The organism is Rhodococcus sp. JVH1 (assembly GCF_000280725.2).
GTDB lineage: Bacteria > Actinomycetota > Actinomycetes > Mycobacteriales > Mycobacteriaceae > Rhodococcus_F > Rhodococcus_F jostii_A.
On the sequence record NZ_CP166290.1, the window covers coordinates 366,832 to 392,460 of the forward strand.

A 25,629-nucleotide genomic window follows, 5' to 3' on the forward strand; every position below is an offset into this window, starting at 1 on the left:
AATGTCATGACCACGCCACCGCTCTCGCGCCGCGACATCGAATTTTTGCTCTACGAATGGCTCGATGTCGAGTCACTCACCGAACGCCCGCGGTTCGCGGAACACTCCCGGGACACCTTCGACGCTGTTCTCGACCTCAGCGCGGACATGGCCGCGAAGTTCTTCGCGCCCCACAACAAGCTCGCGGACGCTCAGGAACCGACGATAGGTGACGACGGAAAAGTCATCACTACACCCGAGGCCAAGAAGGCCCTGGAGGTCTTTGCCCAGGCGGGGCTCTTCGCCGGATCGTTCGACGAGTCACTCGGCGGGATGCAACTGCCGATGTCGGTGATGCGGGCATCGGTGGCGTGGTTTCAGGCATCCAACGCATCCACCACCGGCTATCCCTTCCTCACGGTGGCGAACGCGAATCTGCTCGTCGCCCACGCAACCGAGGAGCAGATCGACGCCTACGTCCGGCCGATGCTCGAAGGCCGATTCTTCGGAACGATGTGTCTGTCCGAGCCTCAGGCCGGATCCTCCCTGGCCGACATCACGACCAAAGCGGTCGAACAGCCGGACGGCAGCTACCGGCTGACCGGCACCAAGATGTGGATCTCGGGAGGCGACCACGAGCTGAGCGAGAACATCGTCCATCTCGTGCTTGCGAAAATTCCCGGCAGCGCACCCGGCGTCAAGGGCATCTCACTGTTCATCGTTCCCAAATACGTACTCGACGCCGACGGCAACCCCGGAGAACGCAACGATGTCGCGCTCGTCGGGCTGAACCACAAGATGGGGAACCGTGGCACCACGAACACCCTGCTGAACTTCGGGGACGGCAGCCACACCCCGAAGGGGACCAGTGGGGCGATCGGATACCTCGTCGGGTCACCGAACCGTGGGTTGAACTACATGTTCCACATGATGAACGAGGCGAGAATCGGGGTCGGATTCCTCGCCACAGCTCTCGGCTACGCCGGCTACCGTCAATCGGTCAGCTACGCCCTCACGCGCACCCAAGGACGAAGCCAGACCGACCGCGACCCAGCATCCAAGCCGGTCCCTATCGTTGAACACGCCGACGTCAAGAGAATGCTGCTCGCACAGAAGGCGTACGTCGAAGGCGCTCTCGCCCTGGGCCTCTTCTGCTCCAACCTCGTCGATGAGCAGGACACCCTCGACGACACGCAGCTGAAGAGCGAAAAGACCCTGTTGCTCGATGTGTTGACTCCGATCGCGAAGAGTTGGCCATCCCAGTGGTGCCTCCGCGCCAACGACCTCGCCATTCAAGTGCACGGCGGTTACGGCTACACCCGGGACTACGACGTCGAACAGTTCTACCGCGACAATCGGCTCAACCAGATTCACGAGGGCACTCACGGCATCCAGGGTCTCGACCTGCTCGGCCGAAAGATGGTCATGCAAAACGGTGCGGGTCTGGACCTGCTCGTGGCCACCATCGGTTCCACCATTGAGCGTGCTCAGCACGCGGGCGGCGAAGCAGCCGAATTGGCAACTGATCTCGACGCTGCACTCGACCGCACCCGAGCGGTGACGACGGCTCTTCGCGACGAACCCGACAAGGCGCAGTCGCTGGCCAACTCGTCGATCTACCTCGAAGCGGTCGGCCACGTCGTCGTAGCCTGGATCTGGCTCGAACAGTTCCTTGCAGTCGGAGATTCGCAGGGAGACTTCTACGACGGAAAGCGTCAGGCAGCGCGCTACTTTTTCCGCTACGAGCTCCCGGCCACGAGAGCACAGTTCGATCTTCTCGCCAGTCTCGATCGGACCACACTCGACATGTCCGCCGACTGGTTCTGAGATGGCCGGTCGCCGCGCACCGATGAGGCCGGCGCCACCGCAATACCCGCATACCAGGTTCCGCTCGATCAGAAAGCATGTTCATGTCTCGTGAAGCAGTCATCGTCGATGCCGTCCGCTCGCCAGTTGGTAGAAGAAACGGGGGGCTGTCTTCCGTTCATCCTGCCGATCTGTCGGCGTACGTGTTGCGCGCTCTCATCGAACGAACCGGCCTCGATCCCGCGTTGGTCGAGGATGTCATCTGGGGATGCGTCAGTCAGGTCGGTGAACAAAGCTTCGACATCGCGCGGACCGCGGCACTGTCCGCAGGATGGCCCATTCACGTTCCCGGCACCACCATCGATCGGCAGTGCGGGTCATCGCAACAGGCCGTCAGCTTCGCCGCAGCGAGCGTAGTTGCCGGGCACTACGACATCGTCGTCGCAGGTGGCGTCGAATCCATGTCCCGCATCCCCATCGGGTCGTCGACCGCGGCGGGCAATTCCCCGCTCGGTGAGCTCTACTCCCAGCGGTTTGGATCCGAGTTCCCCAATCAAGGAATCGGTGCGGAACAGATCGCCGACGACTGGGGACTGTCGCGAACACAGCTCGACGAGTTCGCTCTGGGCTCCCACGCCAAGGCGGCCGCGGCAATCGACGCGGGACGATTCGAATCCCAGATCGCATCCATCCCGGTCGATGGAGAGAAAATAGCGGTCGACGAGGGGGTTCGGCGGGGAGGCACCCTCGAATCGCTCGCCAAGCTCAAGCCTGCCTTCACCCCGGACGGAAAGATCACCGCAGCCAATTCCTCGCAGATCAGCGATGGCTCCGCCGCACTGCTGATCATGGGATCCGACACCGCCGCCGAGCTCGGTTTCACGCCGATCGCAGCCATCGATACAGCCGTCGTCATCGGATCGCCGCCGATGCCGATGCTCACCGGGCCCATGCCCGCAACCGAGAAACTGCTCGCTCGACGCGGCCTCACGATCGACGATATCGGAACGTACGAGGTCAATGAAGCTTTCGCCTCGGTTGCCTTGGCGTGGCTGAAGGAAGTCGGGGCCAACGAAGAACGGTTGAATCCCAACGGTGGCGCAATCGCACTCGGGCATCCCCTCGGTGGGAGCGGCGCCAGGCTGATGACGACGATGGTTCACCACATGCGCGAGAATGACATCGAGTTCGGCCTACAAACCATGTGCGAGGGCGGCGGACAGGCCAACGCCACCCTCCTCCGCCTCCTCTAACACGCTTCTGCCGGGGTCACGACCCACGGTGCGTGCCAGGCCGCCGGCCTGCGCTCGTGAAGCGGGTTCTCGGTTGCCACTACGAAACCTTGCCAGCGTCGTGGCGTGCCGCCACGGTCGACTTCGACCGTGGCGGCTTTCGTCTGTCCAACGCAGGCTGGAGTCAATTATGTGTCGTCCCGTCTGAGGGTGTGAGTCTGCGTGGGCACCACACCGCTTTCGGGAAGCACCACCCCGTTTTTCGCAACAATTGTCTCGGTCCGTCGCGACCGATGTCGCTTCAAGGTGATGGCGATCACTGATTAACTGAATACATCGCGAAGGTAGCAATGCCAGCAACCCGAAGAGGCTACTACTGCCCAGCAGTATGCCCCGGGATTCGCTTCAACACCGCTAGGACTGCACATCAGCAGACCTGCAGGCGTCACTCGAACAGACGCCGCCAGACGAGGGTGAGGAACCAGTGTCGAACGACAAACTCATTGGTGATCTGGATTTCGATCCAACAGCTTTGAAGGAACGGTACGACTACGAACGTGATCGCCGCATCCGCCCGGACGGCAAGAAGCAGTACGTCGGAACGTCCGGCGGGCGATTCGAGCAGTACAGCCGTGACCCATGGAGCGACGCCGATGTTCCCCGAGAGGCTTTGACCGAGCACACATCCGTGATCATCGCGGGCGGCGGCTTCGGCGGACTGTTGCTGGGCGCTCGCCTGCGCGATGCCGGGGTGACCGATATCCGGGTGATCGAGACGGGCGGTGACTTCGGTGGAACGTGGTACTGGAACAGGTACCCCGGAGCCATGTGCGACATCGAAGCACACATCTATCTTCCCCTGCTCGAAGAGCTGAACTACGCCCCCAAGCATCGCTACGCCTATGCAGCAGAAATGCTCGAAATCAGCCAGCGAATCGGTAAAGAATACGGACTCTACGACAAAGCCTGCTTCCACACCGCGATCACGGGCGCGCAGTGGTCCGAGGACCAGAACCGTTGGCACATTGAGACAGACCGAAACGACAAGCTGACCGCCGACTACTTCATTCTCGCCTGCGGCCGTCAAAGTCTGCCGAAACTCCCCAACTTGCCCGGAATCGATCAGTTCGAAGGCCACATCTTCCATTCGAGCCGATGGGACTACAGCTACACCGGCGGTAGCAGCGAGGGCGGGCTCACCGGGCTGAAGGACAAGCGAGTCGGAGTCGTCGGAACAGGCGCGACGGCTCTGCAAATCGTGCCCGAAGTCGCCAAAGATGCCGGCGAGCTCCTGGTGTTCCAGCGGACGCCCTCGACGGTCGGGGTCCGCGGACAATGCGAAACCGGACCCGACTGGGTCGATATGTCCAAACCCGGCTGGCAGCGCGAACGCCGCGAAAACTTCCAAGCCCATGTTCAATTCGGCACGCAAGTTGGTTACGTGCGGCCTGACGTCGACATGGTCGGCGATGGATGGACTGCAGCGTTCGAGGTTCTCGCTGAGCCGGAAGACTCGGTGATCACACGATTGGGACGGCGCCCGACGGAGGAAGAGCTCGCCGAGCTCTCTGAGATCAACGACTACAGGCTGATGAACCAGATCCGAGGCCGGGTCGACGACGTGGTCGAAGATCCGACCACCGCCGAGGCTCTCAAGCCGTGGTATCGCTGGTGGTGCAAGCGGCCCGGGTGGCATGACGACTATCTCGCTGCGTTCAATCGGACGAACGTCACGTTGATCGATACTCACGGTCAGGGTGTGGAGCGATTCACACCCAACGGTGTCGTGGTGGACGGTGTCGAGCATCGGCTCGACTGCCTGATCATGGCGACGGGATTCGAATCGGCGATCTCGTACACCGAGTTGACTGGTTTCGACATCGTCGGGCGGGAGAAAACACTCTCGCAGCACTGGTCGAACGGCGTCCGGACACTGCACGGCATGTCGACCGACAAGTTCCCGAACATGTTCTTTATCGGCGGAAACACCCAGACTGCGTCGGCGGTCAATGCCGTGCACCTGCTGGACGAGCAGTCCCAGTACGTCGCACACATAATCGCGCAGACCGATGCCAAGAATGCACGCGCTGTCGAGGCAGAACCCGAACACGTCGAACAGTGGGTAAGGATCATCGCCGAATCGCCCAAGAATCACGCGATGTTCCGGTTCTTCGCGCAATGCACACCTGGTTACTACAACGCCGAAGGCAAGGCCGAGAGTAGCGCCGACCTGTTCATCGGTGGGCGCTACGGAGACGGACCACTGGCCTACTACGACGTCCTGCACAACTGGGCGGCTGACGGGCAACTACAGGGGTACGCGCTCAAGCAAGAGTGAAGTTCGAGAGCAATTCGACCGCGGCCGGGCGAACACCGTCCCTCACCGGAGTTCGCCCGGCCATACGTATTCTCCGAATGCACCAACTTCAATCGTCAATACTTATGCGCTGAACATGTTCGCCGTGGCGAGAAGAGCATTGGTCCCAGATGCGGTTCACTCATATGGATACAGATGACGGTTCTGATCGCTGAGATGTGCAAGGCCCACGATCGGCTCTGCCGAAATATGCTGTCGGAGCGAAAGACCGTATGCCACCAGGACGCGAGCCCGAGCAGTGCGGCCAAGGCGATACCCTGCTACCACCGTAAACGGAAGTACATTGACACCAAGCCAGACCCCGAACAAGCCCCAATCGTCGCGGCTCAGGAGGGCAAGACCGCAGTGACCGCCTCGTCGATCGGAGCGGGAGCGACCCGTTGGGGGGTTCCTGCTCGGCGACTCCCCCGAATGACGTCATAAGCCCTGTGCGACAGCGGGCGGGCACCTGGAAACACGGTATAGGCAGGCGCCTCCCGGCTGACGCTTGGGTCGGAGGACATTGATGGCCACCGACGAAGACCGAGGTCGTACACAACCGAGGTTTACCTCGGTGCGAGTGCGACAAATGTCTCTTGCGACTTGCCTATCAGAGCGATTGCATTGTCGGCATCGACGGAGTTTGGCGCACAAGGGTAGACGACTCGACCCCGGTCGTCGGGTGGGTGATCCATGCGACGAAGACCGAGAACCACGTTCGTGCGATCGCTTCGCGCGAAGATTGCTCGCCTGTTGGTGGACGAGCCGCAGCACATCCCCGGTCAGGCGCTTCTGCTTGCCGGTTTGAGACCTAAATTCCAGGAGACGATATGAACGCGGCTTTAGCAGGCCTTCGAGCCGTCGTAACAGGTGCAGGCCGAGGCATCGGCCGTGCCACCGCGATCGCTCTCGCTGAGCAGGGGGCAGACGTCGCAGTCGTCGATATCGATCTTCGCTCGGGGAACGGAACTTCTGTCGAGAAGAGTGATTCGACGACGGAGGCGGTCGCGGGCCTTGGGTCCAGGACTATGGGCCTCGAAGTGGACCTCACGGAAGAATCAAGCGCGACGACTGTGATATCCGCGGTGCTTGAAGAGTGGGGTGGCTTCGACATACTTGTAAATGTCGCAGGCGGCGCTATTACATCCTATGAAGGCAGTCGTGCCAGCGTTACCAGCCCCGCCGACATTCGCAAGGCTTTGGACGTGAACCTCATGTCCGCGATCTATCTGTGTCAGGCGTCGGTGTCTACCCTCAGAGCATCAGCGAGCCCGTCGATCGTCAACATTACGTCACTGTCTGCCGAAGGCGTCTTGCCAGGCGGTTCGTACGCGGGGTATGCCTTGGCCAAGGCGGCACTCGCGCATTACACCCGATATCTCGCCGAAGACCTGGGCCAGTACAGCATCCGGGTCAACGCAGTATCGCCCGGCTACATTATGACGGACCGAGTGCGGGCGAACTCGGTCACGACGGGCTTCGCGGACAAAGCTTCACACAGCGCCCTCGGGAGGCTGGGCGAGCCCGAAGACGTCGCGCGAACAATCGCCTTCTTGGCTTCGCCGAACTCTTCCTACGTCACGGGGCACATCCTTGCCGTTGACGGTATGACCCGCTTGGCCTGAGTATGACCTCATATGCAGGGATTTCATCGAACCTTGTCTCGCTCTCGCCTGTCGAGCATGGCAGAGCTGGCGACGGAACGGTCCGTCAACACACAGAAAAATACGGCTCTACTGACTCATTCGTGGGTGTGTTCTGCCGGGTAATTGTGGTCGAGCTCCTCCGATGCTGAGCATCACGAGGGCGATGACGGAATCGGGGGTGTGGGACCCGAAACTACGTCGGGCGATGAGGCGGATCTTGGTATTGACCGATTCAATTGGCCGCTCGAGAACCCGTGTTCGATGGCGGCGAGGATCGTGGGTTTCGGCGGCGAGGATATTCGCCTGCAATGCGACGAACGCCGGGACCGCCGGGCCCAGCCGATCAATCGGTCGAGTTCGATAGCGGCCTCCTCGGCTGGGAGTTGAAAGATCAATCGCAGAATACCGCGTCCGATCATGTCGAGATCAACGGCAAAGCGCTGGCGCCGCTCCCGTTCACCACCGGATCCAGACCCGGCAACGAAGTGTTGATTCGTACCGACGGTGCCGGGGGGAGCCAAGAATTCTTGAACTTCCTCCCGTAAACAGAGGTGTCATATTCCGGCATCGTCAACTTCAGTGATAGTCGCAGCAGCGCAGTCAGGTTGGGCTCGTCGCCGCCCGGAAATTGTTGGCTGGTGTCGTTGTTCAGGTAGCGGTAGCGGCCGCGGTGATTTCGCTCCACACGGCGAAGCGGTCGGTCATCTCGCGACGCCAGTCGGATGCCGACAACATGTGCCGCCGCAGCTGGAAGTGTCCCGTGATGCCGGAGAACGCGGACAGGAACCGTTGCACCTATCCGTGTAAGGCGAACGCTCCATCCGGTGCTCCTGTTGCCGCGTCGGCTGATGTGAGTTCTCGACCCGACTGTTCAGATACTTCGACCGGCAATGCTCGACCGACGCCAGGATCTCGCGGTGCGCCACCTCGTAGTTGGCCAAAGCTTATCGGTCACCAGCACCCGCGGCACGTACCGCAGCCCCTCGAGCAGCTTACGGAGGAAGTTATTCGCCGCCTAGGTGTTTCGACGCGACCGAACAAGGATATTGAGCACCACGCCGTCCTGGTCGACCGCGCGCCACAAATACACCCGCTCGCCGTTGATCGAGATGAACATTTCACCGAGGTCACGGTCGCCGATCCTCCCCGCGGTCACCCGCATAGCCAAGTTGACGATGCCCGTTCGGCAGGCACTACCGCTGCCCCAGCCCGTCACGCCGAGGTCGAGTTGAGGGGGCAGTGTCGCGAAATGGCGAGCGGGACTGCGAATACGACTCCGTGCGGGTGCGGCGCGGATCGGCTGGAGCGCACACTGACCGGCCGGTCAGTGGCGCGAGCGGGCCTGGTCCCCGGTCGGCATCGCCAGGACGGCAGCGAACGCCACTGCCAGCACCATCAGCAGGAGCAGCACATTTACGAGGCGATCCCCCGTCGGCGGTCAGCAGTGGCCGCCGGGCGGGCGGGGCTACGGTCGTCGGCGAACATGGCCTCGATCCTCGACTTGATCTCCGCGGTACTCATGGCACCAGGGCGCCGCATCGGGCGTGTGGTGATCGAAGACGCCGGAGTCATCGAGGCTGTGGTCATGGGCCCTACCCTTCGTCGTGTCCGCGGACGGCACCCACCCGTGTGTGCACCACCATCACAGTTATGTGATCCGCTGCACATTTTCTGTTGCTGACGTTGTACACCGCAGTCGTCCTCGACGCCACCCGGGCAGTGTCACCGCCCTGGAACGCCCCCTGATGGGGCCCGCATCCCCTTCGGCCCCGGCTGCGGGCCGACGCAGAGCGTGGACCACTCCACGAGATCACAGGCCCGCGCGGGCTGGTGGTGTGACCGTGTGCAGACGCAACCTCGGACGACCACGTCCAGGGGCTCGGGGACGTCAACGTCGAGCAGGACATCCCACGAGACCGGGGCACCTGAATTGCGGAGCACCATCGCGTCCGGCCAGATGAAGGGGCTCGGCGTCCTCACCGTGACCCGCATCCGCCCCGCGAGAGGACCGTCAACTTCGTCGGCCGCGTTGTGACACCCCGCAGTGCTGACCGCACACCATTCCATGGGACCTCACACGAGGATGCCACCCACGCCTGGGGGGTTGGCCCGGCGTGTGCCGGCGACCCGCAGGGACAGCAGCCGGTTATCGTCGAAGACCTGTAATGAACCAAGGGGGGTACCCGCCATGGCATCACCGACCACGACCGACATGGCGACGCTGCTGATGATCGACTCCGCATCTGCGCGGGACCGAGACGACGCCTTCGCCGTCACCCCGCTCGCCGGCGGCCGCGGGTGGGCGGTCGAGGTTCACATCGCCGGTGTCGCCGACGTCGTCGGCCTGGGGTCGGTCGCCGACGAGCAGGCGTTCCTGCGAGCCGAGACGCGGTACCTGCCGGGCCGCACCATCCCGATGCTCGGCGAGACGGCCGAACAGGCTGCCACCTTGACCACCGACGCCGCGCGGACCAGTCTGCGGGTCACCGGCACCCTCACCACCGACGGTCGGTTGGTCGACGTCACCGTCGCCCGCGGGCACATCCGATCCGGAAGATGCGCGGCCATCGACCACGCCCAGGTGCCCGGCATCCTGACCGACCCGCAGCATCCGCTCCATGCCTGGTTGGCCGCGGCGGATGCCGCCGCGCAAGTTCTGCTCGGCGCCCGCCGCGACGGCGGGGCGCTGGCGTTCTACGACCTCACCCGCGGCTGGGCGAGCAGCGAGGACGGGGCGATCGTGGCGATCTCCGCCGAACTTCGGACCGTCGCCTACGTCATCGTGCAAGAGCTGATGATCGACGTCTCAACGTTCTGGCGCGGAACAGTCAACGGGCTGGTACTGATCGCAGCAGTCACCTTGGGTGTGGCCCGCCAGCACGGTTGGTTCGCAAAGCTTCGACCAGCGGCGTTTGGCTAAGTCGGCATCCATGCGGGGCACCGCAAGGCAGTCACTTTCCCTCCAACCGAACCCACGAGGAACGACAACATTACCTCGTTCCCATTGTCCCCACACTTGAGCCAGACCGCGATCCCACTTCAGTAGGCAGAAGGTCGCCGACGAATGGCATATCGGTGATGTACACCCTGTCGCGAGAGGGTTGACACGATGCTGCGGTCACCACCACCCCGGAACTCGGGATGCAGCCGGCCGCACCTTGTCCGCCGATCGACAAGCTTGGATCAGAGGCCGACGCGGATCCGCTATAAGCGCGCCGAGTGGCGCTAGACCAGTGAAAGGTTCAACAATGACCTTGCGAAGAACGATCCTGACTGCCGCTGCAGCGACAGCGACAGCGACAGCAATGGTGCCCATTAGTGCCTGCGGCTTCTCTGATTCCTCGGGAGGAAGCTCGCAGACTGTCGAGTACTCCAACCCTGTGGCTTCTCAGCCGGCACAGCACGTTCTGAACAACGCGTTTGAGGCAGCGGCGCACAGCGTTGGCTGGGACGCGAAGATCTATGATGCGAATCTCTCTCCGGACACCCAAGTCTCGAACATTCAAACCATGATCCAGACTCAGGCCGACGCGATCACAGTGTGGACGCTCGATGCCGGCGCAATGGGGGGAGTCTATGCGCAAGCCAAAGAACAAGGCATACCGATCATCGGTGTCAATTCAGACGATGAAGGGATCACGACCACCGTCTGGTGGGAGTCCTTCATGTGCGAGGCTCCTGATGCACCGTTCAAGCGGGCTGCGCAGTCAGTGGCCAAGGAGCGTCCTGGCGCGAAGGTGATCGTATTGGGTGGGCCACCGGCTCCTTCGGTGCAGAAGAACGCATCCTGTTTCACCGAGGCTGCAGAGGACGCCGGGTTGGAGATCATCAACCGGACCGACAACGTCAAGGACGACTCGGCCAACGCATTGGCGTTGACCTCAGACCTTCTGGCGAAATATCCCGATGTCGACTTCATCTGGGCGTACAACGACCTGACCGCATTGGGCGCATCGTCGGCAGTGACTGCCGCTGGCCTGAAGGTTTCCGATGGCCAGAGCCCGGGTGTGATCATCCACGGCACCAACGGTGACGCCGATGCTATTCAGGCCATTCGGGAGGGGCGTCTGACCGGGACCTGGGATCCCAACAACGTGGCTAGCGGTATGTCGATCATCAAAGCCGTCCAGAACATCCAGGAGGGCAATACCGCCGATCTGATCATCAAGTCGACGTTCTGGGATACCAGCAACATCGACAACTACATCGACTCCGACAAGGTGACCTACGACCTCGATGACCTCCCGCTCGTAGCCCCTTGACCTCCATTCACTGAGGACAGCGGGTGAGTGAGGAATCCAGTAGTCCTGACGAATGACATTCATTGGGGCGACACATGTTTGACGCAAGGTCATCAAGCACATCGGGACAGCCATCGATGTGCTTGATGACGTCTATGGCGGAGGAAACTACCTACAGACACACGGGTTCTGCACTATTCGACCGTATCGCTTTAGGTCGTCGGATTCTGAGTCTGCTCGACGACCCATGCGGCGACCTGGGTTCGTGAGGTGAAGCCGAGCTTGGACAGTATGTGCTCCACGTGTCCCTGGGCTGTGCGGTCCGAGATGACCAGTCTTTCCGCAATTGCCTTGTTGGTAAGTCCCTCCGCGACCAAGTCGGCGACTTGCCGCTCGCGTCGAGTCAGATTCGCCGCATCGCTGGATTGCGCCTGTGCCGCTCGAGGCTTCTTGCCGAGGGCATACGCGACGGCGTCCTCGTAAATCAGCGCATTGCCATGGTTGAAATTCTTCTTGAACTCTCGTTCACCGAGGGCTCGCCGAGTACGGCGCTCGCATTCTTCTTGATACACGAGCATGTCGGGAAAGCTGACCGTCGGTCCCCCCATGGAACGCCACCAGCCTTCGGCAGCGCCCAGTAGGACAGCAGCCCGCGCCTCGTGGTGTTGGTCGGCTTCGATCCATGCCAGGGTCTGAAGGCACCGTGCGGCACCCGCGGGATCGTCCACTGGACGTGTCAGCCGGACGCCCTGCTCGAGCAGTACTGTCGCGCGATCCGCCTCGCCTTTCGCCCACAGTGCCAGTCCGGCAGCCAGCGACGACCGCCCGCGGTACACAGTCTCTCCGCTTCTTTCTGTGACTGCGAGGATTTCCTCATGACACGAAATAGCTCCGGTCGTGTCACCCAGCAGTCCGTATGCCAGTCCAAGACCGAATAGGCTAGCGATCCGGCGAAGCGGGTTGCCGTCTTCTTGAGGCGCCGTGAGTGCGCGCTTGTAGTCGGCGACGGCGCGTGGTGGATCGCCACTGAACAGAGCCATGCACCCAGCGGCATACCCAGAGAGCGCGGGCTGCAACGAGGTACCCGGTTGATCGGCAGAGTCGTCGCCCTCGGCCAGTAGGGCTCTCCCGGCCGCAACGTCGCCTTGGGTTCCGGCGAGCACGCTGTCCGCGTAGAGAGCTTTGACTCGGTACGCTGAAGATTGGCCGCCGTCTACGGCTAGAAGACGGTCGAGCCAGAGCCTGCCTTCGCTGTGAAGTCCACGCGAGAGCCAGAATGGAAATAGTGCTCCGGCAATTCGCAGGCCGACATCGGTCTCGCGCGGGTCGTCTAGACAGAAGCGGAGAGTGTCACGGAGATTCGGCTGTTCTCGCTCGAGACGAGCGATCCATTCCAACTGGTGAGGGCTAATCCATTCGGCCTCTGCCTGCTGCACCAACTGGTCGTACCAATCCCGGTGGCGCCGTCGGAACACCGCGTACTCACCGCTGGTCTGCAGTTTCTCCCTGCCGTAGTCGCGCAAGGTTTCGAGTAGCCGGTACCGAACCACGGCGCCTGGCTCCTCCCGGATCAGGATTGACTTGTCGACGAGCGATGCCATCACATCAAGCATGTCGGCTGATGGGAAGTCGTTGGCGCAGATGACTTCTGCTGCATCCAATTCGAAGCTGCCAGCAAATACCGAACATTGGGCCCACAATTGTTGCTCGCGCGGTGTGCACAACTCGTGGCTCCAGTCAATGCATAGACGCAATGTCTGCTGACGCGAGGGCGCACCGCGGTTGCCCACGTTCAGGAGGCGGTAGCGGTCTGTTAGACGGTTGAGGATCTGCTGTGCGGACATTGCCCGTAATCGCACCGCTGCCAGTTCAATCGGCAGCGGCAGACCGTCCAGTCGCTGACAGATCTGGGCCACCACGCCCTGGTTGTCCTCGGTGAGATCGAACCCAGGGACGGCGGTCGCAGCTCGCTCGGCAAACAGGGCCACCGCCTCGTATCGAGGAAGCCCGCCAACTGATGTCAAGCGGTCAACATCGGGAACCGCCAACGGCGGCACCCTCATCGACACCTCTCCACCGATGCCCAAAGGTTCACGACTCGTTGCGAGGACCCTTAACCCCGGGCAGCTCCGCAATAGCGATTCGACCACGCTCGCGACCTCTTTGACCAGGTGCTCGCAATTGTCGAGCACCAGGAGCAGCCTCCGGTCGGCGAGGTAGTCTGCCAGCAGGGTCAGCGGAGGGTCGGCCGATTGCTCTCGCAGTCCGAGGGCCGCGAAGACGGCGCTTGTCACCAGCATGGTGTCGCGGACTTCGGCCAGCTCGACTAGCCATACGCCTTCCGGGAACGCACGCCTCGAGTCGGTGGCGACGCGAAGCGCGAGCCGGGTCTTGCCGACGCCCCCGATCCCAGTCATAGTCACCAGCCGGTATGAAGACAGCATCTTCTTCGCCTCGGTGCGCTCGTGTCGCCGACCGACGAAACTTGTCAATTCAAGGGGGAGGTTTCCCGTTCTGCGTCGTTTGCTAGGTGCGAACGGCCCCCGTCGAGCGGGAGGCGTGGTCGAGGCATTCAGGGTGGACGTTCGGGGCACTTGAGAGCGTTCCGTCGGACCGGCGGGCGACGCCATCGTCGGCTGATCCGTTTGCGCCGTGTTGTTGCGCGCAGGCACTGCCATATCGTCGACTCGGCGGTCGTGGTGCCGTTCAGCGGCACGGAGTTGATCGCCGAAGTCCGCGGCGGTGGGTGGGCGATCGTTCGGATCGCGTGCCATAGCCGACTCGATCGCCGCGCTGACATCGTCGGGAACATCTTGTTCTCGTAGGTTGGGTATCGGTTCGGTCGTAATCCGCAGAAACTGGGCGACCACCCGTTCACCGCTTCGGCGCTCGAACGGGGCGTGCCCTGTGAGCGCGCAGAACAGCGTCGCGCCGAGGCCGTAGATGTCGGAGGCTGGGCTTGGTGTCTGGCCTGCCAGGACCTCTGGGGCGGTGAAGGCCGGAGATCCAGTGATTGTTCCCGCCGTCGTCTCGAAGGCTCCGGCCATGTGGGCGATCCCGAAGTCGGTCAACTGCGGCTCGTCATACTCAGTGAGCAGGATGTTGGCAGGTTTCACATCGCGATGGAGAACATCACGTCTGTGAGCGGTCTCCAGCGCGCCGGCCACCTTCACGCCTAAATGAAGCGTGTCGTCCCACCCTAGTGGTCCGTCTTGGCGGATCCGCACATCGAGCGAATCTTGGGGGTGGTAGGGCATCACGATGTACGGCAGGCCGCTGCTGGTTGCACCGGCTTGCAATATGGTCACTATGTTCGGATGTTCCGACAGCCTGCCCATCGCTTGCTGCTCCCGCAGGAACCTCTCGAGGTTCTCCGGATCGAGAAGGGAAGTGAGGACTTTAACGGCTACTGTCCGGCGGAGGGCAGGCTGTCGGCAGCGGTAGACGACACCAAATCCACCGTGCCCGATCTCGATCGGATCTTCGAATCCGGCCGCGGCTAGTTCCGACGCTGCTGCAAGCGTTATGTCATGTCGTGAACCACTGGAGTTGAGTTCGGCCATCGAAATCTTCAATCCTGAGCTGTGCGGTGCCCTGTCCGCAGCGTACCTCTCGCTGCCCTGCGAAACGGCCCATACATTCAAGACGACATTCACGCGTCTTGAAGGGCTCGCTGTCCGCCCTGTACGGCGACGCGCGATCACTGCCACATTGCGGACCAGCTGGTCCCTTTACGGATCACGTCGCGCAGGCACAGCGGTCCGCGGCTGAACCGCCATACGGCCCGAGAACACACGACTCAGAGCGATGACAGCGAACCTCTCGCTTCAGTCGATCAGGAGATCTCGATAACCGACCGGTCCGGCTGCGTGGGCCTCGCGGTCGGCGATGCGCGATGCTGGCGCCGTATGGGCCGAGTGCCTCAGCAACCGTCGACGCAGAAGCGGCCGTGTTTGCCAAGCGTCTCGCGGGGAGCTGCACAGTCACGGACTAGACCGCCGAAGCCCGCGGCCGGCGACGTTGACACCCTCGGAGGGCGTCCGCTAAGGGGGGTGGTCGCCGAGGGCAGAGCGCCTGAACGAACTTCGGATGAGGAATACTCTTGGGCAGAGAACAGTCGCACCGATCGCGTGCCGCTCCGTGTCATCGCAGTTGGCAACTGAGGCGCCTCCGGGAGCGCGGCCCGCCGGTCATCGTTGTCCTCGACCGGCGGTACCGACGGCCACGTCATTGGGCTAGAGACGAGTCCTTCACATTCTGTACCCACTGAAACACCACTGTCCGAAGCACCACATCGGACCCAGCCACGTGGGGCGGGCAGCCACAGTGCTCTAGGCCGAGCGGAGAGGACATAAAATCCGCGCGTCGCGACAGGAATCGACAGTCGCTGACCGTTGTGGTCCATGAACTACCCGTATGTCTCGCTTTCCTCGGTCGGCGGAACCTGCGTTCGGGGGTACACCGTTGCGAGTTGGTCGACGATCCTTGAATCGCACCCCGCATCTTGAATGGTCTCCCACACCTTCTCGATGAATCGGATGCGCGACACTCCGAATCGCTGAAACACTTCGTCGTCAGGCGCGCCACCATACGGCGCCCAGATTCGGGCGAAGCCGACGATGTGGTCCGCCTCACTCGAGGCAGTGTGCCTCTCGTGTACGGCCCTTTCCCGAGCCTTCCGCCGCCGATTCTGTCGATACCGTCGGACCTCACCCTCAAAGTTCGTGGCTGACGTGGACGACGCGTCCTGCGGGAACAAATGCTCAACATTCATGACTATTCCTGGTGGATGGACTGCTATTCGTTCGTGTAGTCGGAGACCCTGAGTAGTCAGGAGTCCGCTGTGGGCCTCGCTGGCTGCGCGACTTCGATGCTCCGCATCTGACCTGTGTAGAAGCGATGCGCGTCGAGTCGCTGTCCCGGCGCGCATCCGCTGCTCTTCTCCAGCAAAGTACGATGCCGCGAATCAGAGGGAGACAACCTCATCCTCGCCATGTGCAGGACGCGATACCGGTTGCGTCGCAGTACCTATTGCAGACATCGAGGTTGCCTCGCCTCGTACGTGCCGCCACAATGCGTACATGACGGCCGCACCGACAAGCATGGGCACCGCTGCATAGAAGTACAGTGTCCGTGGTGCGGCGACCATGAGGGCATAGCCCACCAGGATTGGCGCGGAAATCGAGAACATACGACCGATGCCAAGCATCCAACCAAGAGCAGTCGAACGTGTCCGTACCGGATACAGCGGCGGAACCACCGCCATGAGGCCCGTGATCGAGATGAAGGTAAACAGTCCAATGACCACGGTCAGCGCGATGGCGATACCAGGCTGGGAGAAAAACGAGGCAAAGGCGACGATAGCCAGCGCAGTTATCAGCATCGCAATCCAGACCAATTTGAGAGCGGAGATCTTCAACGTCCAAACACCGAAGACTAGGGCTCCGACGACACCACCGAGGCTAAGGATCAGTCCCGCGGTCGTGCCGAGATCGGCATTGCCGCTGGACAACCGGATCAGCTCTGGGGTCCAGAAGCTGGCGAAGTAGAACATCGACATGACGCAGGAATACGCTACCCACGTCAGCAGGGTGCGGTAGTACATTCCCTTCGCGAGCAGGCCACGGATTGAACCCGTTGAGTCAGCCTTATCCGCCATTGCCGGCGGAGCGTCGGGGTCAACCGCTGGGTTGCCGAGTTTTGCCGCGACCCTGACGATTTCGGCGCGGGCTTCTGCAGTGTTGGCCGTGACCAGAAAGTCAATCGACTCGGGGATCACCGTGAGCGCGAGAATGAATGCGAGGCCGGTGATGGCGGCACCGAAAACAAACATCGCCTGCCACGCACCGCCGAACGCGCTGACGAGCATCGTGCCGATGAACCCGCCTATGAGAGATCCGAGCGGGAACCCAATCGTGTATACGCCCATCACAGCGTTTCGTCGCTTCTCGGAAGAGTACTCCTGTACCAGCACAGTCAGACTGGCTGTCATGCCGCCGATACCCAGGCCAGTGACAAAGCGCGCCAGGGTGAGGGACTCAACGTTCGGTGACATCGCCGACGCAGCCATGCCGATGAAGTTGACTACCAGGCACCAGAGAACAAGCTTGCGCCGGCCGAATCGATCACCGAGCGGGGATAGCAACAATGATCCCGCCGTCATGCCCACCAGACCGGCGCTGAGTAGGTAGCCCTTCTCCGCGCTGCTGCCGAAGAATCCGTCTGGAAGGTGAGGAAGTACGAATCCCATGACGAACACATCGAATCCGTCGATGGTGAGGACGAGCAAGCAAGCCGTCAACGCGAGATATTGGAAGCGGGTCATCGGCGACTTCTTGATCGCAGTTGATATGTCCATCTTGGTTCCATTCCGTGAGAGTGCGATAGCGATGGGTGGATCTGACAAATGAGGGCGGATTCGTGTTCCGCCCATCAGTCCGACTAGACGGTCGCTGTCCCGTCGGAACGGAATCGTCCTCCTGGTGTCGTGGTGCCACGCCAACCAACTAGCATTGGTCGAGGCGAGCCGTTGAGATCATCTGCAGGGTGCAGACAGATGGCTGCCTTTGTAGCGCTCTCCGTGTATCCGAGAGGGATTGGGCGAATCTCGTCCATCTACCTCAGGTTAGGAAGATCGCCCCAAGAATTCATCAATGAGCTCGGTGCCGGATCGCCAGGGCCGTGATCAGTTCCTCCATGACACCCGGGCCAGAGACAGCAGGTCCAACGCCGCTGCTTCATGAGGTAGGCGGGATGACCTGTGTTCTGACGAATGGCGAGTTGTCGTTGTCGGTCACGCCAAGTTCGGTGATGCCGAGATGTGCGGCCCCAGAGAAGCCGGATCCGCACCCGCGGCCGTTACAGCGGGTACACCAGGTACCGCGCAGGCATGCTGTCGAGTCGAACTGCGCGACTCGTAAACCGTGCCCCATCGGTGGTCAACTCCACGACGTCCTCGTAGTATCCGGTCGCCAGGAGCCCGGACAACGAATCGTTCTCGGTGAAGCTGACCTGGAAGTTCGAGCGGATGGTCCACCTGGCCCCGTCCAGCGGTGCCGCTTCAGTGCGTTGGGTGACGTGTCGGGTCCGGTATGGCTCGATCGTCCCCACCCATACCTCGGTGATGAACTTGATTCGGTCGAGCACCCGTGCCCGGTTGTCGTCGTACATGTATGCCAGCGGAAGGCCACGCTGAATGTTGTCGAGCGTGTGAACGGTGTACGAGCACTCCTGCGCGAACAAGTCGGGCCACTGCTCCCAGTCCTGGTCGTCGAGTACCCGTGAGTAGCGTCCGAGTAGATCATCGATGGCGCGGATCTCATTGGCAGTGTCAGTGATCAAAGCCCATCACCCTTCGGTAGTTGGCCCAGCCGACGGTGTTGCCGATCTCGTCGTTTTGGGTGGCATCCTCGGGACGTCCATCGACTCCCTTGACGAAACGAGCAAGTGTCCCGTCGTCTGCTGTCATTTGTTGGCGGTTGAAGACTGCGGCATCCTCAATCGTGATGAATCCGCTCGGGCCAAGTAGGTTCGACGCCTGCCGCACGCGGTGGTGGCGGTATTCCGCGGAATCACTGGCATGGCCGAAGAATGCGTAACTGACCTCGGTCCGGTCGACACCGCGGGGTCGCGCGAACCGTACGTTGATGGTGTCCACGTGCTTGGTCATCACGGTGACAGGACGGAGGGCCACGACCCTGGCCCGATCGTCGGTTCCACGGAACTGTACGACACTTGGGTCGCCAAGATATCCGTTGTCGACGTACGGGGTGCTCTGGTAGCCGACCGAGAAGTGGCCAACCGGCTCAGTGATGCGTACCTCCCCTTTGCCGCCTTGCCAGCCCATGATGCGAAACCCTGTGTGCAGCAGCGGTGCATGGTAGAAGTCGTTATCGAAGTAGGTTTTCCAGTTCGTCTTGTACACCACCTTTTGGTAGCCGAGTAGTGTCAAGTCCCCGTCATCGATCAGGCAGTCCCGGACTGGATCGGCGCATTCACCAAGGAAGGTCTCGAGCAGCGGAGTGTCCGGGTGTCGGGTGATGAAGATCAGCCCAGCGATCTCCGAGACTCGCAGCTCAGGCAAGGCGTAGTCCTTGCGATCGAAATCGGCTCGAAACTCGCGCTCTCCCGGCGCCCCGCAGAAATCACCGGTGCTGTTGAAGAGCCACCGATGGTACGGACACTGGAACTCCTGGGCGACACCGACCTCACGCTGCTCGAGCAGGGTTCCGCGGTGCGTACAGGTATTCACGAACGCTCGGATGCGATCATCTTGGCCACGGCTGACTAGAATAGGGATCTCGCCGAGCCACGTCGTCTTGAAGCTGTTGATTTCCCCGAGTTCAGCGCGGTGAGCCACCGGGTGCCAGTAGGGACCGTAGAAGATGCGTTCCAGCTCTTCCCGGTACACCAGCGGATCGGAGAAGATCTCCTTGGGCAGGTCAAGTGGGTTGGTGAAGCGCGTGGCGATCGCCGCGCGAGCCTGCTCGTAGTCGGTCGCGGTTTCGAGTTCGGATATGGTGGTATGCACCATAGGAGTGGCCTCCGGATCAAGTTCTTTGGGGCGCTCGTTGTTGATGCAACAAGAAACGATGCGCCCTCATGGTTCCGGCAATTAGAACGAGCTACCGCCGATGCCGAAATACTATGATCTGATTCACTCGGGGTCAAGCACGAGAATCCCCAAATCTACTGTGCCACATGATGGAAAGGCCTACTTGCCATGTTGTCATCTAATCCCCCACTGCCCCTGTTGGGCCGTACAGCAATTGTCACCGCGGCCGGGGCCGGCATCGGGCGAGCCATCGCGATCGAGTGGTCTTCGCGAGGCGGCTCGGTCGTCGTCGCGGATCTACGTGCCGACGCAGCCGTCGCCACCGCGGAGGAGATCAATCACAAAGGTGGTAGCGCCATTTGGGCTGCAGTCGATGTGACCGATCCCGAATCGATGCCAAGTGCGGTCGCCGCAGCACTCGACGGATACGGCCAGATCAACGCGTTGTTCAATGTCGCAGGTGCGAGCCTGCCCAAGCGTGTCGACGAGATGGACGATATCGATTGGTATCGAATGATCGACATTAACCTCACCTCGGTGTACCGCTGCGCGAAACAGGTAATTCCCGAGCTTCGACGCACCGGCGGCGGAAGCATTGTCAACATATCGTCCACGGCTGGAATCCTCGCCGAGAACCGTTGCTCGGCCTATAGTGCCGCCAAGGGTGGAGTGCTTCTGCTGACCAAGAATATGGCGATGGACTACGCCGCAGACGGCATTCGTGTGAATGCGGTGTGCCCGGGGAGCACTTTGACTCCACGAATCCAGGACTACCTGGACCGTCTACCCGGCCACGAGTCTCTGCTCGACGAGCTGTGTCCGATGAAGCGTTATGCCGAACCGGAGGAGATCGCCCGTCCGGCGGTCTTCCTGGCCTCCGATGAGGCCAGCTATATCACCGGCGCCGTCCTTGCCGTCGACGGCGGGCTCACGGCCGGAAAACACTTTGCCATCTTCGAGGACGCCTAACCAACCCTGCACCGCGCAACGCGAATCGCCCCGGTGTTCGACTAGAACACCGGGGCGATTGCCCTTAAGTTTCGATGACAACAGCTACTCAGATCGCGCGCCCGCGAGCCCTTCGGCTGTCGACCGTGAAACGCGGCTCAGCGCGCAGACCTCGCGACCGACTGTGCGCAATTGAAAGTCGACTCGCTCGTCTGGCTGCTGCCCGTATTCGATCCGAGTGACTCCCGAGTTAATCGCCGCTCCAAGAGGAGTCGGCCACCCCCGCAGCGCGTGCACGATGCTTCGGAGCGTCTGCAACGTTGTGACAGCCGCCTGCCATCCGTAGGCCGTGGTAACGCACCCGACCGCGCGGCCCGAGAGGTAGGGATTGCCGTCTTGTCGCAGTTCCTCTACATAGTCTAGGGCGTTCTTGACTAAGCCCGAGACCGAACCGTGGTATCCCGGGGACGCGATGATCACCCCATCGGCGAGCCGAAGCGATTCGATGAGCCGCTGCGCATCCTCACCATTCGGGGTGTCCGGGTCGTACATGGGTAGCCGTGCAAGCGTGCTACCACCGAACAGCTCGGTGCGCGCACCGTGCGCCTCCGCTGCGTCCAGCGCGATACGGAGGGCAGACTCCGTCGAGGAGTCCGCCCGCAACGTTCCGCCGAGACCAACAATGAACGGTTGCACTGTAAAGTCCACTGTTCCGTCACACCATCTTCATCAGACCGTCATGGCCCCAGGCGAACCCTGAACCCAAGGAATAGTTTTCAGCCGTCCACGACTCAGGATCGACCATTCGCGGTCCCCAGCCGTACTCGAAGTGCCAACCCGACGGATTGCGGAAGTAGAACGAGAAGACATGATCGTTCTGGTGACGCCCCGTCGAGGTACTTGTGATGCCGCGGTCCAGGCACAGGTCGTAGCTATGACCCACGTCGTCGATGCTGACCGTCTCGAACATCACGTGCTGAATACGTCTTTGCGCACCCGGAATATTCATGAATGCCAGCGAATGGTGCCGGGTATTGCAGTGCAAGAACACTGCGAACGGTCCGACCTGCGGGATGTGCGCGAAATCGCTGACACCGAACCCCAGCACGCGAGAGTAGAAGTCCGCCGCGCCCGTGATGTCTTCGGCATACAGCACGACATGCCCCATGCCCATCTCGCCCATGTTGAACCCAGCCAAGTCACGCGACGGGCGGAACCGCGGCATGAACACCTTCTCGTGTCCGAGTACGAGTTCCATCCGCACGCCCGAGTACGGACACGTGAAGTGGACAAACTCCATGACGCGACGATCGGACGCCTCCTCGGGTGTACCCGCCGTCACTGCGATCCCGGCGGCCTCCAGCTGAGCCGCGGCAAGCTCGAGCGCCACCTTCGAGGCCACGTCCCAACCGACGTAGGCGACGTCGTCATCGTGGCCGGCCCGCATTCCAATCCGGTGATGCCGGTCATCGGCGCGGACGTAGAGCAGGCTGTCGTCACTATCACGCGACACCTCCAGTCCGAGGACTTCCGTAGCGTACTTCTTCCACCCCGAGACGTCGCTGGACGTCCCGACAACATAACTGAGCTGGCTGACAGCGGCCATGGATGTGCTTCTTTCCCGGAGAGATAGTGGAGCAATGCAGATTGAGGGACGCGCGCAAACGTCGAGGGTCTCAGAACACGACGAGCTTCGGGTCACGCTCGAGGCCCAGCACCATTCGGCCGTAGTGCTGGAAGTTGGCACGAGTGAACGAAACGTGACTGGCCATCATGTGGATGTCACGCCACTTCTGCTGCATCGGGCTGGTCTCCTTGAACCCTGAGGTTCCGCTCAACCCAAACAGTCGATCCACCGATTCGGTGAGTAGTTCGGCCACTCGGTTGTAATCGCGCAGGATCTCCGCGCGATCTGCCAGCTCGAGACTTCCCGATGTTCGGGCTGCGGCGAGGATTCTCCGCACCGACAGCTGAGCCAGCTCGAGGTCGGCCGCGGTTCTAGCGACCGCCTCCTGGACGATCTCCGACCCGGCGGTTTGCGCTCGCCCGCGCGCCCACTCCACGAAATAGTCATAGGCGTCCAGTGCGGTGCCCATCATGGGGCCCAGGAACGTCAGCCCGGCATGTAGTGCGAGCGGTTGGCGATAGAGCGGGCCATGGTTGACCTCTCTGCCGGGACCGTCGCCGGCCACCAGCGCCGCCGCCGCAAGCACAAATCCTTCGGGCACGAAGACGTCGTCGATCACGATCGTCTTGCTGCCGGTCCCGCGCATACCGGCAGCGAACCAGTCGTCGTCAACGGTGTAGTCGCCCGGCTTCACCAGGAAGTGGTGATTCGCCGGCCGACCTCCGTCCTTGATAAGCCCGCTCACGATCACCCACGACGCGTGGTCCACGCCACTGGCGAAGCCGTGCCGGCCGGTCAGGCGGTATCCACCGTCGACCTTCTGCACGGTTGCGGCGGGCGCGAGCGATGCAGCAATGCAGGCATCAGGTCCGTCCATCCAGACCGCCTCTTGTGCAGTCTGAGGGAAGAATCCGACCATGTGCGCATCGTGCGGAAGCAATGCCGCGCACCAGGCAGTGGAGGCACATGCTCTACCGAGCTCCAACGACACCTCGTACATCGTGTCAAGCGACAGTTCGTCTCCGCCAAACCGACGCGGGGCAAGGATTCGCCCTCCCAGCCCGGCAGCGACAATCTCGTCGATCGACTCGTGCGGAACCGCACGCAGTGCCTCGGTGTGGGCGGCCCGTTCCCGTATCCGTGGGGTGAGAGCACGTGCCCGCTCGACGAGCGCCGCATGCAGGGTCGCTGTGTCGGCAGCACTATCCATATCGGTGACTACCATGGTTATCCATCTCCATTTCCGGCCAGGGACGGCCGAGTGTCGGTCGGATCTGGGCGCCGACCTAGAACAGAACGCTCAGGTTCTTCGATTGCACTACGTTCTGATCCAGCAGGATCGTCCGCTTGGCGATTTCGAAACTTTCCCCCACCGCACGAAGCACGTCCCGTCGTTCACCGGCCCAGATGTCCGTCTCCGATTCGAGACGGTTGCGGTAGACCAGGAAGTTCGACCACACGTCGTATTCCGGGGACGCCGAGGTCTCGACCTCACGCGGCGTGACCCGCACATTCGTTACCAGATGCCGGCAACGGGACGGAGGATCCTCGGCCCAGTGCGTCCCCGAGTGCATCTGGTTCACCCGCAGCTGCAGCGACTTGATGTCGTCATAGAAGTGCGCCATCTCGATCCCCTGGGGAACCTCATCCTGGTCTCTTTGGCGACGAAGCCTGTTTTTACGCACTGGCATCCAGTAGAGGACATCCTCGGCGAACAACTCCAGCCACTGACTCCACCGCCAGTGGTCAAGCAGCTGGGCCTCGCTGTAAAGGAACTTCTCTACCCGGTGTTGGAGCAACATCTGCTCCAACACATTCGCGTTCGCCGGCGCGTCAGTCTGTTGGACGGTCATCGCGAAGCTCCCGCGTTGGTTCCCACCGTGACGCCGTGCTTAGCGTCGGCGGTGGGCTCGCACTCCTCCGCTGGGATCACCGGCCACGTGTCACTGGTCATGAACTCGAGCCACCGCCGGTAGAAGCCCCTCTGGCCGGCCTCGCCAAAGAATGAATCGTGGTACTCGCCTGGAAACTCCGGGTGTTTCTCTTCGGTTCCGAGACCCATTTCGTAGTTCCACGCCATCTTCCGCGCCTGGTGGCCCTGCTCGAGGATGCCGCCGATCATGCCCCAGTTCTCGCCGTCGTCGGTCTCCACGACGCCTGCAGCGCCCTCGGTGAACGACGCCGAGATCTGTTGCGCACGCTTGGCTTCCTCGGGTGCGTCCTTCTCCACGACAGTGAATGACCAGATCTCGAACTTGTTGGGCCCCTTGGGATGCCAGACTCGGAAGTTGGCTGATCCCGGCAGTCCAGAGAAGTTCGGAAAGGCGTTGAAGTTGGCCACCATGTCGGCGCGCTCGCCTACACGCTCACGTGCGATCTGCCGCTTTTTCTCGTTGTACTGGCCGAGGGGGTCGTCCTCGAATCGGGTATGCCGTTCGAAGAGGAAGCTCTCGCCGTGTCCCTCGCGGAGCGAAACGTGCGCGCCGTCTTTTGCATCGAATCCAGGGCCGAACGACAGCAATGAGGAAAGGTGGCTGGTGGTGGCGTGGTAGGTGTCGCCGGCGAACTGCTCGGCAGCCAGTTTCCAGTTGGCGTTGATGGTCCACTTGATGACACCCGGCAAGACCTCGATGCCACCTTCGGCGTGATCAACCCAGCCGTCGATATAGTATTTCAGCTCTCCCAGGTACTCGTGCAGCGGCGGCGCCGTGGAGTCGAAGTTGCCGAAGATCAGTCCCTGGTAGCTATCGATCTGCGCGACCTGGACCAGGCCATTGTCCTCGAGCGACAGCTTGTTGTCGTATGCGTCGTCGAGGTTGGGGACCCCGACCAGCTTTCCCGCGGTGTCGTACGTCCAGCCGTGATAGCTGCACATGAACGAGCGGGTGTTGCCCTCCTCGGCACGGCAGACTCGCATACCTCGGTGCCGACAGACATTGAGGAACGCCTTGACGCTGCCGTCGGGCTGACGCACCACGAGTACGGGGTCTCCCCCCATGTACGTGGCGAAGAAGTCGTGCGGATTCGGGATCATGCTGTCGTGCGCCAGGAACAACCAGGAACGACCGAAGATGCGTTCTTGTTCCAACTTATAGATTTCGTCGCTCACGAAAATCTCGGGCCCGATAATGCCCTGGTCCCATTTCACCAACGAATGCAGATAATCGGCGTCAACGGCCACGATTATCCCCCTTCACTTTTCACATGGTCTCGGCGCGGAAAGATTATTCGTCTTCCGGC

General features: G+C 61.7%; 18 protein-coding genes and 2 pseudogenes. 8 read left to right on the forward strand and 12 right to left on the reverse strand.

Going from position 1 to position 25,629, the window contains the following annotated elements:
* Positions 1–6: 6 nt before the first annotated feature.
* The 4 genes from JVH1_RS39280 (at position 7) to JVH1_RS39295 (ending at position 6,998) form a co-directional block, all read left to right on the forward strand.
* Positions 7–1,806, forward strand: a complete 1,800-nt coding sequence (locus JVH1_RS39280; RefSeq protein WP_009478617.1) for an acyl-CoA dehydrogenase — start codon at positions 7–9, stop codon at positions 1,804–1,806.
* A 77-nt stretch (positions 1,807–1,883) separates the two neighbouring features.
* Positions 1,884–3,038 (forward strand): acetyl-CoA C-acyltransferase, encoded by a 1,155-nt coding sequence (locus JVH1_RS39285; protein ID WP_009478616.1) that lies wholly within the window; start codon positions 1,884–1,886, stop codon positions 3,036–3,038.
* A 463-nt stretch (positions 3,039–3,501) separates the two neighbouring features.
* On the forward strand, positions 3,502–5,355 hold the full coding sequence (locus JVH1_RS39290; RefSeq protein ID WP_009478615.1) for an NAD(P)/FAD-dependent oxidoreductase: 1,854 nt from the start codon (positions 3,502–3,504) through the stop codon (positions 5,353–5,355).
* 848 nt (positions 5,356–6,203) lie between these two features.
* On the forward strand, positions 6,204–6,998 hold the full coding sequence (locus tag JVH1_RS39295; protein WP_009478613.1) for an SDR family NAD(P)-dependent oxidoreductase: 795 nt from the start codon (positions 6,204–6,206) through the stop codon (positions 6,996–6,998).
* 108 nt (positions 6,999–7,106) lie between these two features.
* Here JVH1_RS39295 and JVH1_RS39300 read toward each other — a convergent pair.
* A pseudogene (locus tag JVH1_RS39300) lies at positions 7,107–7,420 on the reverse strand (transposase); the annotation flags it as partial.
* Here JVH1_RS39300 and JVH1_RS39305 point away from each other — a divergent pair.
* Positions 7,328–7,564 carry a hypothetical protein gene (locus JVH1_RS39305; RefSeq protein WP_009478611.1) on the forward strand — a complete coding sequence of 79 codons (237 nt, stop codon included), beginning with the start codon at positions 7,328–7,330 and terminating at the stop codon, positions 7,562–7,564. The pseudogene JVH1_RS39300 and the gene JVH1_RS39305 overlap by 93 nt on opposite strands.
* A 103-nt stretch (positions 7,565–7,667) precedes the next feature.
* Here JVH1_RS39305 and JVH1_RS39310 read toward each other — a convergent pair whose 3' ends face one another.
* A complete protein-coding gene (locus JVH1_RS39310) occupies positions 7,668–7,814 on the reverse strand; it encodes a hypothetical protein (protein ID WP_009478610.1) in 147 nt (48 codons plus the stop codon).
* Positions 7,815–8,034: 220 nt separating this feature from the next.
* The gene (locus tag JVH1_RS39315) at positions 8,035–8,235 is read right to left on the reverse strand and encodes a DDE-type integrase/transposase/recombinase (RefSeq protein ID WP_371113127.1); all 201 of its coding nucleotides are present in this window, start codon (positions 8,233–8,235) and stop codon (positions 8,035–8,037) included.
* Between the two features lie 972 nt (positions 8,236–9,207).
* Between JVH1_RS39315 and JVH1_RS39320 the strand changes: the two are divergent.
* Together JVH1_RS39320 and JVH1_RS39325 are read left to right on the forward strand one after the other, a co-directional pair.
* A pseudogene (locus tag JVH1_RS39320) lies at positions 9,208–9,819 on the forward strand (RNB domain-containing ribonuclease); the annotation flags it as partial.
* A gap of 448 nt (positions 9,820–10,267) precedes the next feature.
* Positions 10,268–11,281, forward strand: coding sequence for a sugar ABC transporter substrate-binding protein (locus JVH1_RS39325; RefSeq protein WP_202803501.1), 1,014 nt, complete (start codon positions 10,268–10,270; stop codon positions 11,279–11,281).
* 191 nt (positions 11,282–11,472) lie between these two features.
* Here the strand turns inward: JVH1_RS39325 and JVH1_RS39330 are convergent, their stop codons facing one another.
* The 4 genes from JVH1_RS39330 to JVH1_RS39345 all read right to left on the reverse strand — a co-directional run bounded on the left by JVH1_RS39330 (position 11,473) and on the right by JVH1_RS39345 (position 19,793).
* Positions 11,473–14,823, reverse strand: a complete 3,351-nt coding sequence (locus JVH1_RS39330; protein WP_009478605.1) for a protein kinase — start codon at positions 14,821–14,823, stop codon at positions 11,473–11,475.
* A gap of 1,403 nt (positions 14,824–16,226) precedes the next feature.
* The gene (locus JVH1_RS39335; RefSeq protein ID WP_009478603.1) at positions 16,227–17,618 is read right to left on the reverse strand and encodes an MFS transporter; all 1,392 of its coding nucleotides are present in this window, start codon (positions 17,616–17,618) and stop codon (positions 16,227–16,229) included.
* Between the two features lie 500 nt (positions 17,619–18,118).
* A complete protein-coding gene (locus tag JVH1_RS39340; protein WP_009478602.1) occupies positions 18,119–18,601 on the reverse strand; it encodes an aromatic-ring-hydroxylating dioxygenase subunit beta in 483 nt (160 codons plus the stop codon).
* Positions 18,591–19,793, reverse strand: a complete 1,203-nt coding sequence (locus tag JVH1_RS39345; RefSeq protein ID WP_009478601.1) for an aromatic ring-hydroxylating dioxygenase subunit alpha — start codon at positions 19,791–19,793, stop codon at positions 18,591–18,593. Before JVH1_RS39345 ends, JVH1_RS39340 begins: the two co-directional genes overlap by 11 nt.
* Before the next feature lie 219 nt (positions 19,794–20,012).
* On the opposite strand from JVH1_RS39345, the gene JVH1_RS39350 reads away from it, so the two are divergent.
* Complete coding sequence (locus JVH1_RS39350) at positions 20,013–20,783, forward strand: SDR family NAD(P)-dependent oxidoreductase (protein WP_371113128.1); 771 nt, start codon at positions 20,013–20,015, stop codon at positions 20,781–20,783.
* 84 nt (positions 20,784–20,867) lie between these two features.
* Here JVH1_RS39350 and JVH1_RS39355 read toward each other — a convergent pair whose 3' ends face one another.
* The 5 genes from JVH1_RS39355 to JVH1_RS39375 all read right to left on the reverse strand — a co-directional run bounded on the left by JVH1_RS39355 (position 20,868) and on the right by JVH1_RS39375 (position 25,570).
* Entirely contained in the window at positions 20,868–21,470 is a 603-nt protein-coding gene (locus JVH1_RS39355) for an NAD(P)H-dependent oxidoreductase (RefSeq protein WP_063720707.1), read from the reverse strand.
* A gap of 7 nt (positions 21,471–21,477) precedes the next feature.
* Complete coding sequence (locus JVH1_RS39360; RefSeq protein WP_009478599.1) at positions 21,478–22,368, reverse strand: VOC family protein; 891 nt, start codon at positions 22,366–22,368, stop codon at positions 21,478–21,480.
* 70 nt (positions 22,369–22,438) lie between these two features.
* On the reverse strand, positions 22,439–23,614 hold the full coding sequence (locus JVH1_RS39365; RefSeq protein WP_009478598.1) for an acyl-CoA dehydrogenase family protein: 1,176 nt from the start codon (positions 23,612–23,614) through the stop codon (positions 22,439–22,441).
* Positions 23,615–23,675: 61 nt separating this feature from the next.
* The gene (locus JVH1_RS39370; RefSeq protein ID WP_009478597.1) at positions 23,676–24,242 is read right to left on the reverse strand and encodes a 3-phenylpropionate/cinnamic acid dioxygenase subunit beta; all 567 of its coding nucleotides are present in this window, start codon (positions 24,240–24,242) and stop codon (positions 23,676–23,678) included.
* On the reverse strand, positions 24,239–25,570 hold the full coding sequence (locus JVH1_RS39375) for an aromatic ring-hydroxylating dioxygenase subunit alpha (protein WP_009478596.1): 1,332 nt from the start codon (positions 25,568–25,570) through the stop codon (positions 24,239–24,241). Before JVH1_RS39375 ends, JVH1_RS39370 begins: the two co-directional genes overlap by 4 nt.
* Positions 25,571–25,629 lie beyond the last annotated feature (59 nt).

Bases quoted from the DNA above. Each gene is read 5' to 3' on its own strand.
- JVH1_RS39280 (WP_009478617.1), top strand. From the start codon at position 7: ATGACCACGCCACCGCTCTCGCGCCGCGACATCGAATTTTTGCTCTAC.
- JVH1_RS39285 (WP_009478616.1), top strand. From the start codon at position 1,884: ATGTTCATGTCTCGTGAAGCAGTCATCGTCGATGCCGTCCGCTCGCCA.
- JVH1_RS39295 (WP_009478613.1), top strand. From the start codon at position 6,204: ATGAACGCGGCTTTAGCAGGCCTTCGAGCCGTCGTAACAGGTGCAGGC.
- JVH1_RS39305 (WP_009478611.1), top strand. From the start codon at position 7,328: ATGCGACGAACGCCGGGACCGCCGGGCCCAGCCGATCAATCGGTCGAG.
- JVH1_RS39325 (WP_202803501.1), top strand. From the start codon at position 10,268: ATGACCTTGCGAAGAACGATCCTGACTGCCGCTGCAGCGACAGCGACA.
- JVH1_RS39330 (WP_009478605.1), bottom strand. From the start codon at position 14,823: ATGGCCGAACTCAACTCCAGTGGTTCACGACATGACATAACGCTTGCA.
- JVH1_RS39335 (WP_009478603.1), bottom strand. From the start codon at position 17,618: ATGGACATATCAACTGCGATCAAGAAGTCGCCGATGACCCGCTTCCAA.
- JVH1_RS39345 (WP_009478601.1), bottom strand. From the start codon at position 19,793: ATGGTGCATACCACCATATCCGAACTCGAAACCGCGACCGACTACGAG.
- JVH1_RS39360 (WP_009478599.1), bottom strand. From the start codon at position 22,368: ATGGCCGCTGTCAGCCAGCTCAGTTATGTTGTCGGGACGTCCAGCGAC.
- JVH1_RS39365 (WP_009478598.1), bottom strand. From the start codon at position 23,614: ATGGTAGTCACCGATATGGATAGTGCTGCCGACACAGCGACCCTGCAT.
- JVH1_RS39370 (WP_009478597.1), bottom strand. From the start codon at position 24,242: ATGACCGTCCAACAGACTGACGCGCCGGCGAACGCGAATGTGTTGGAG.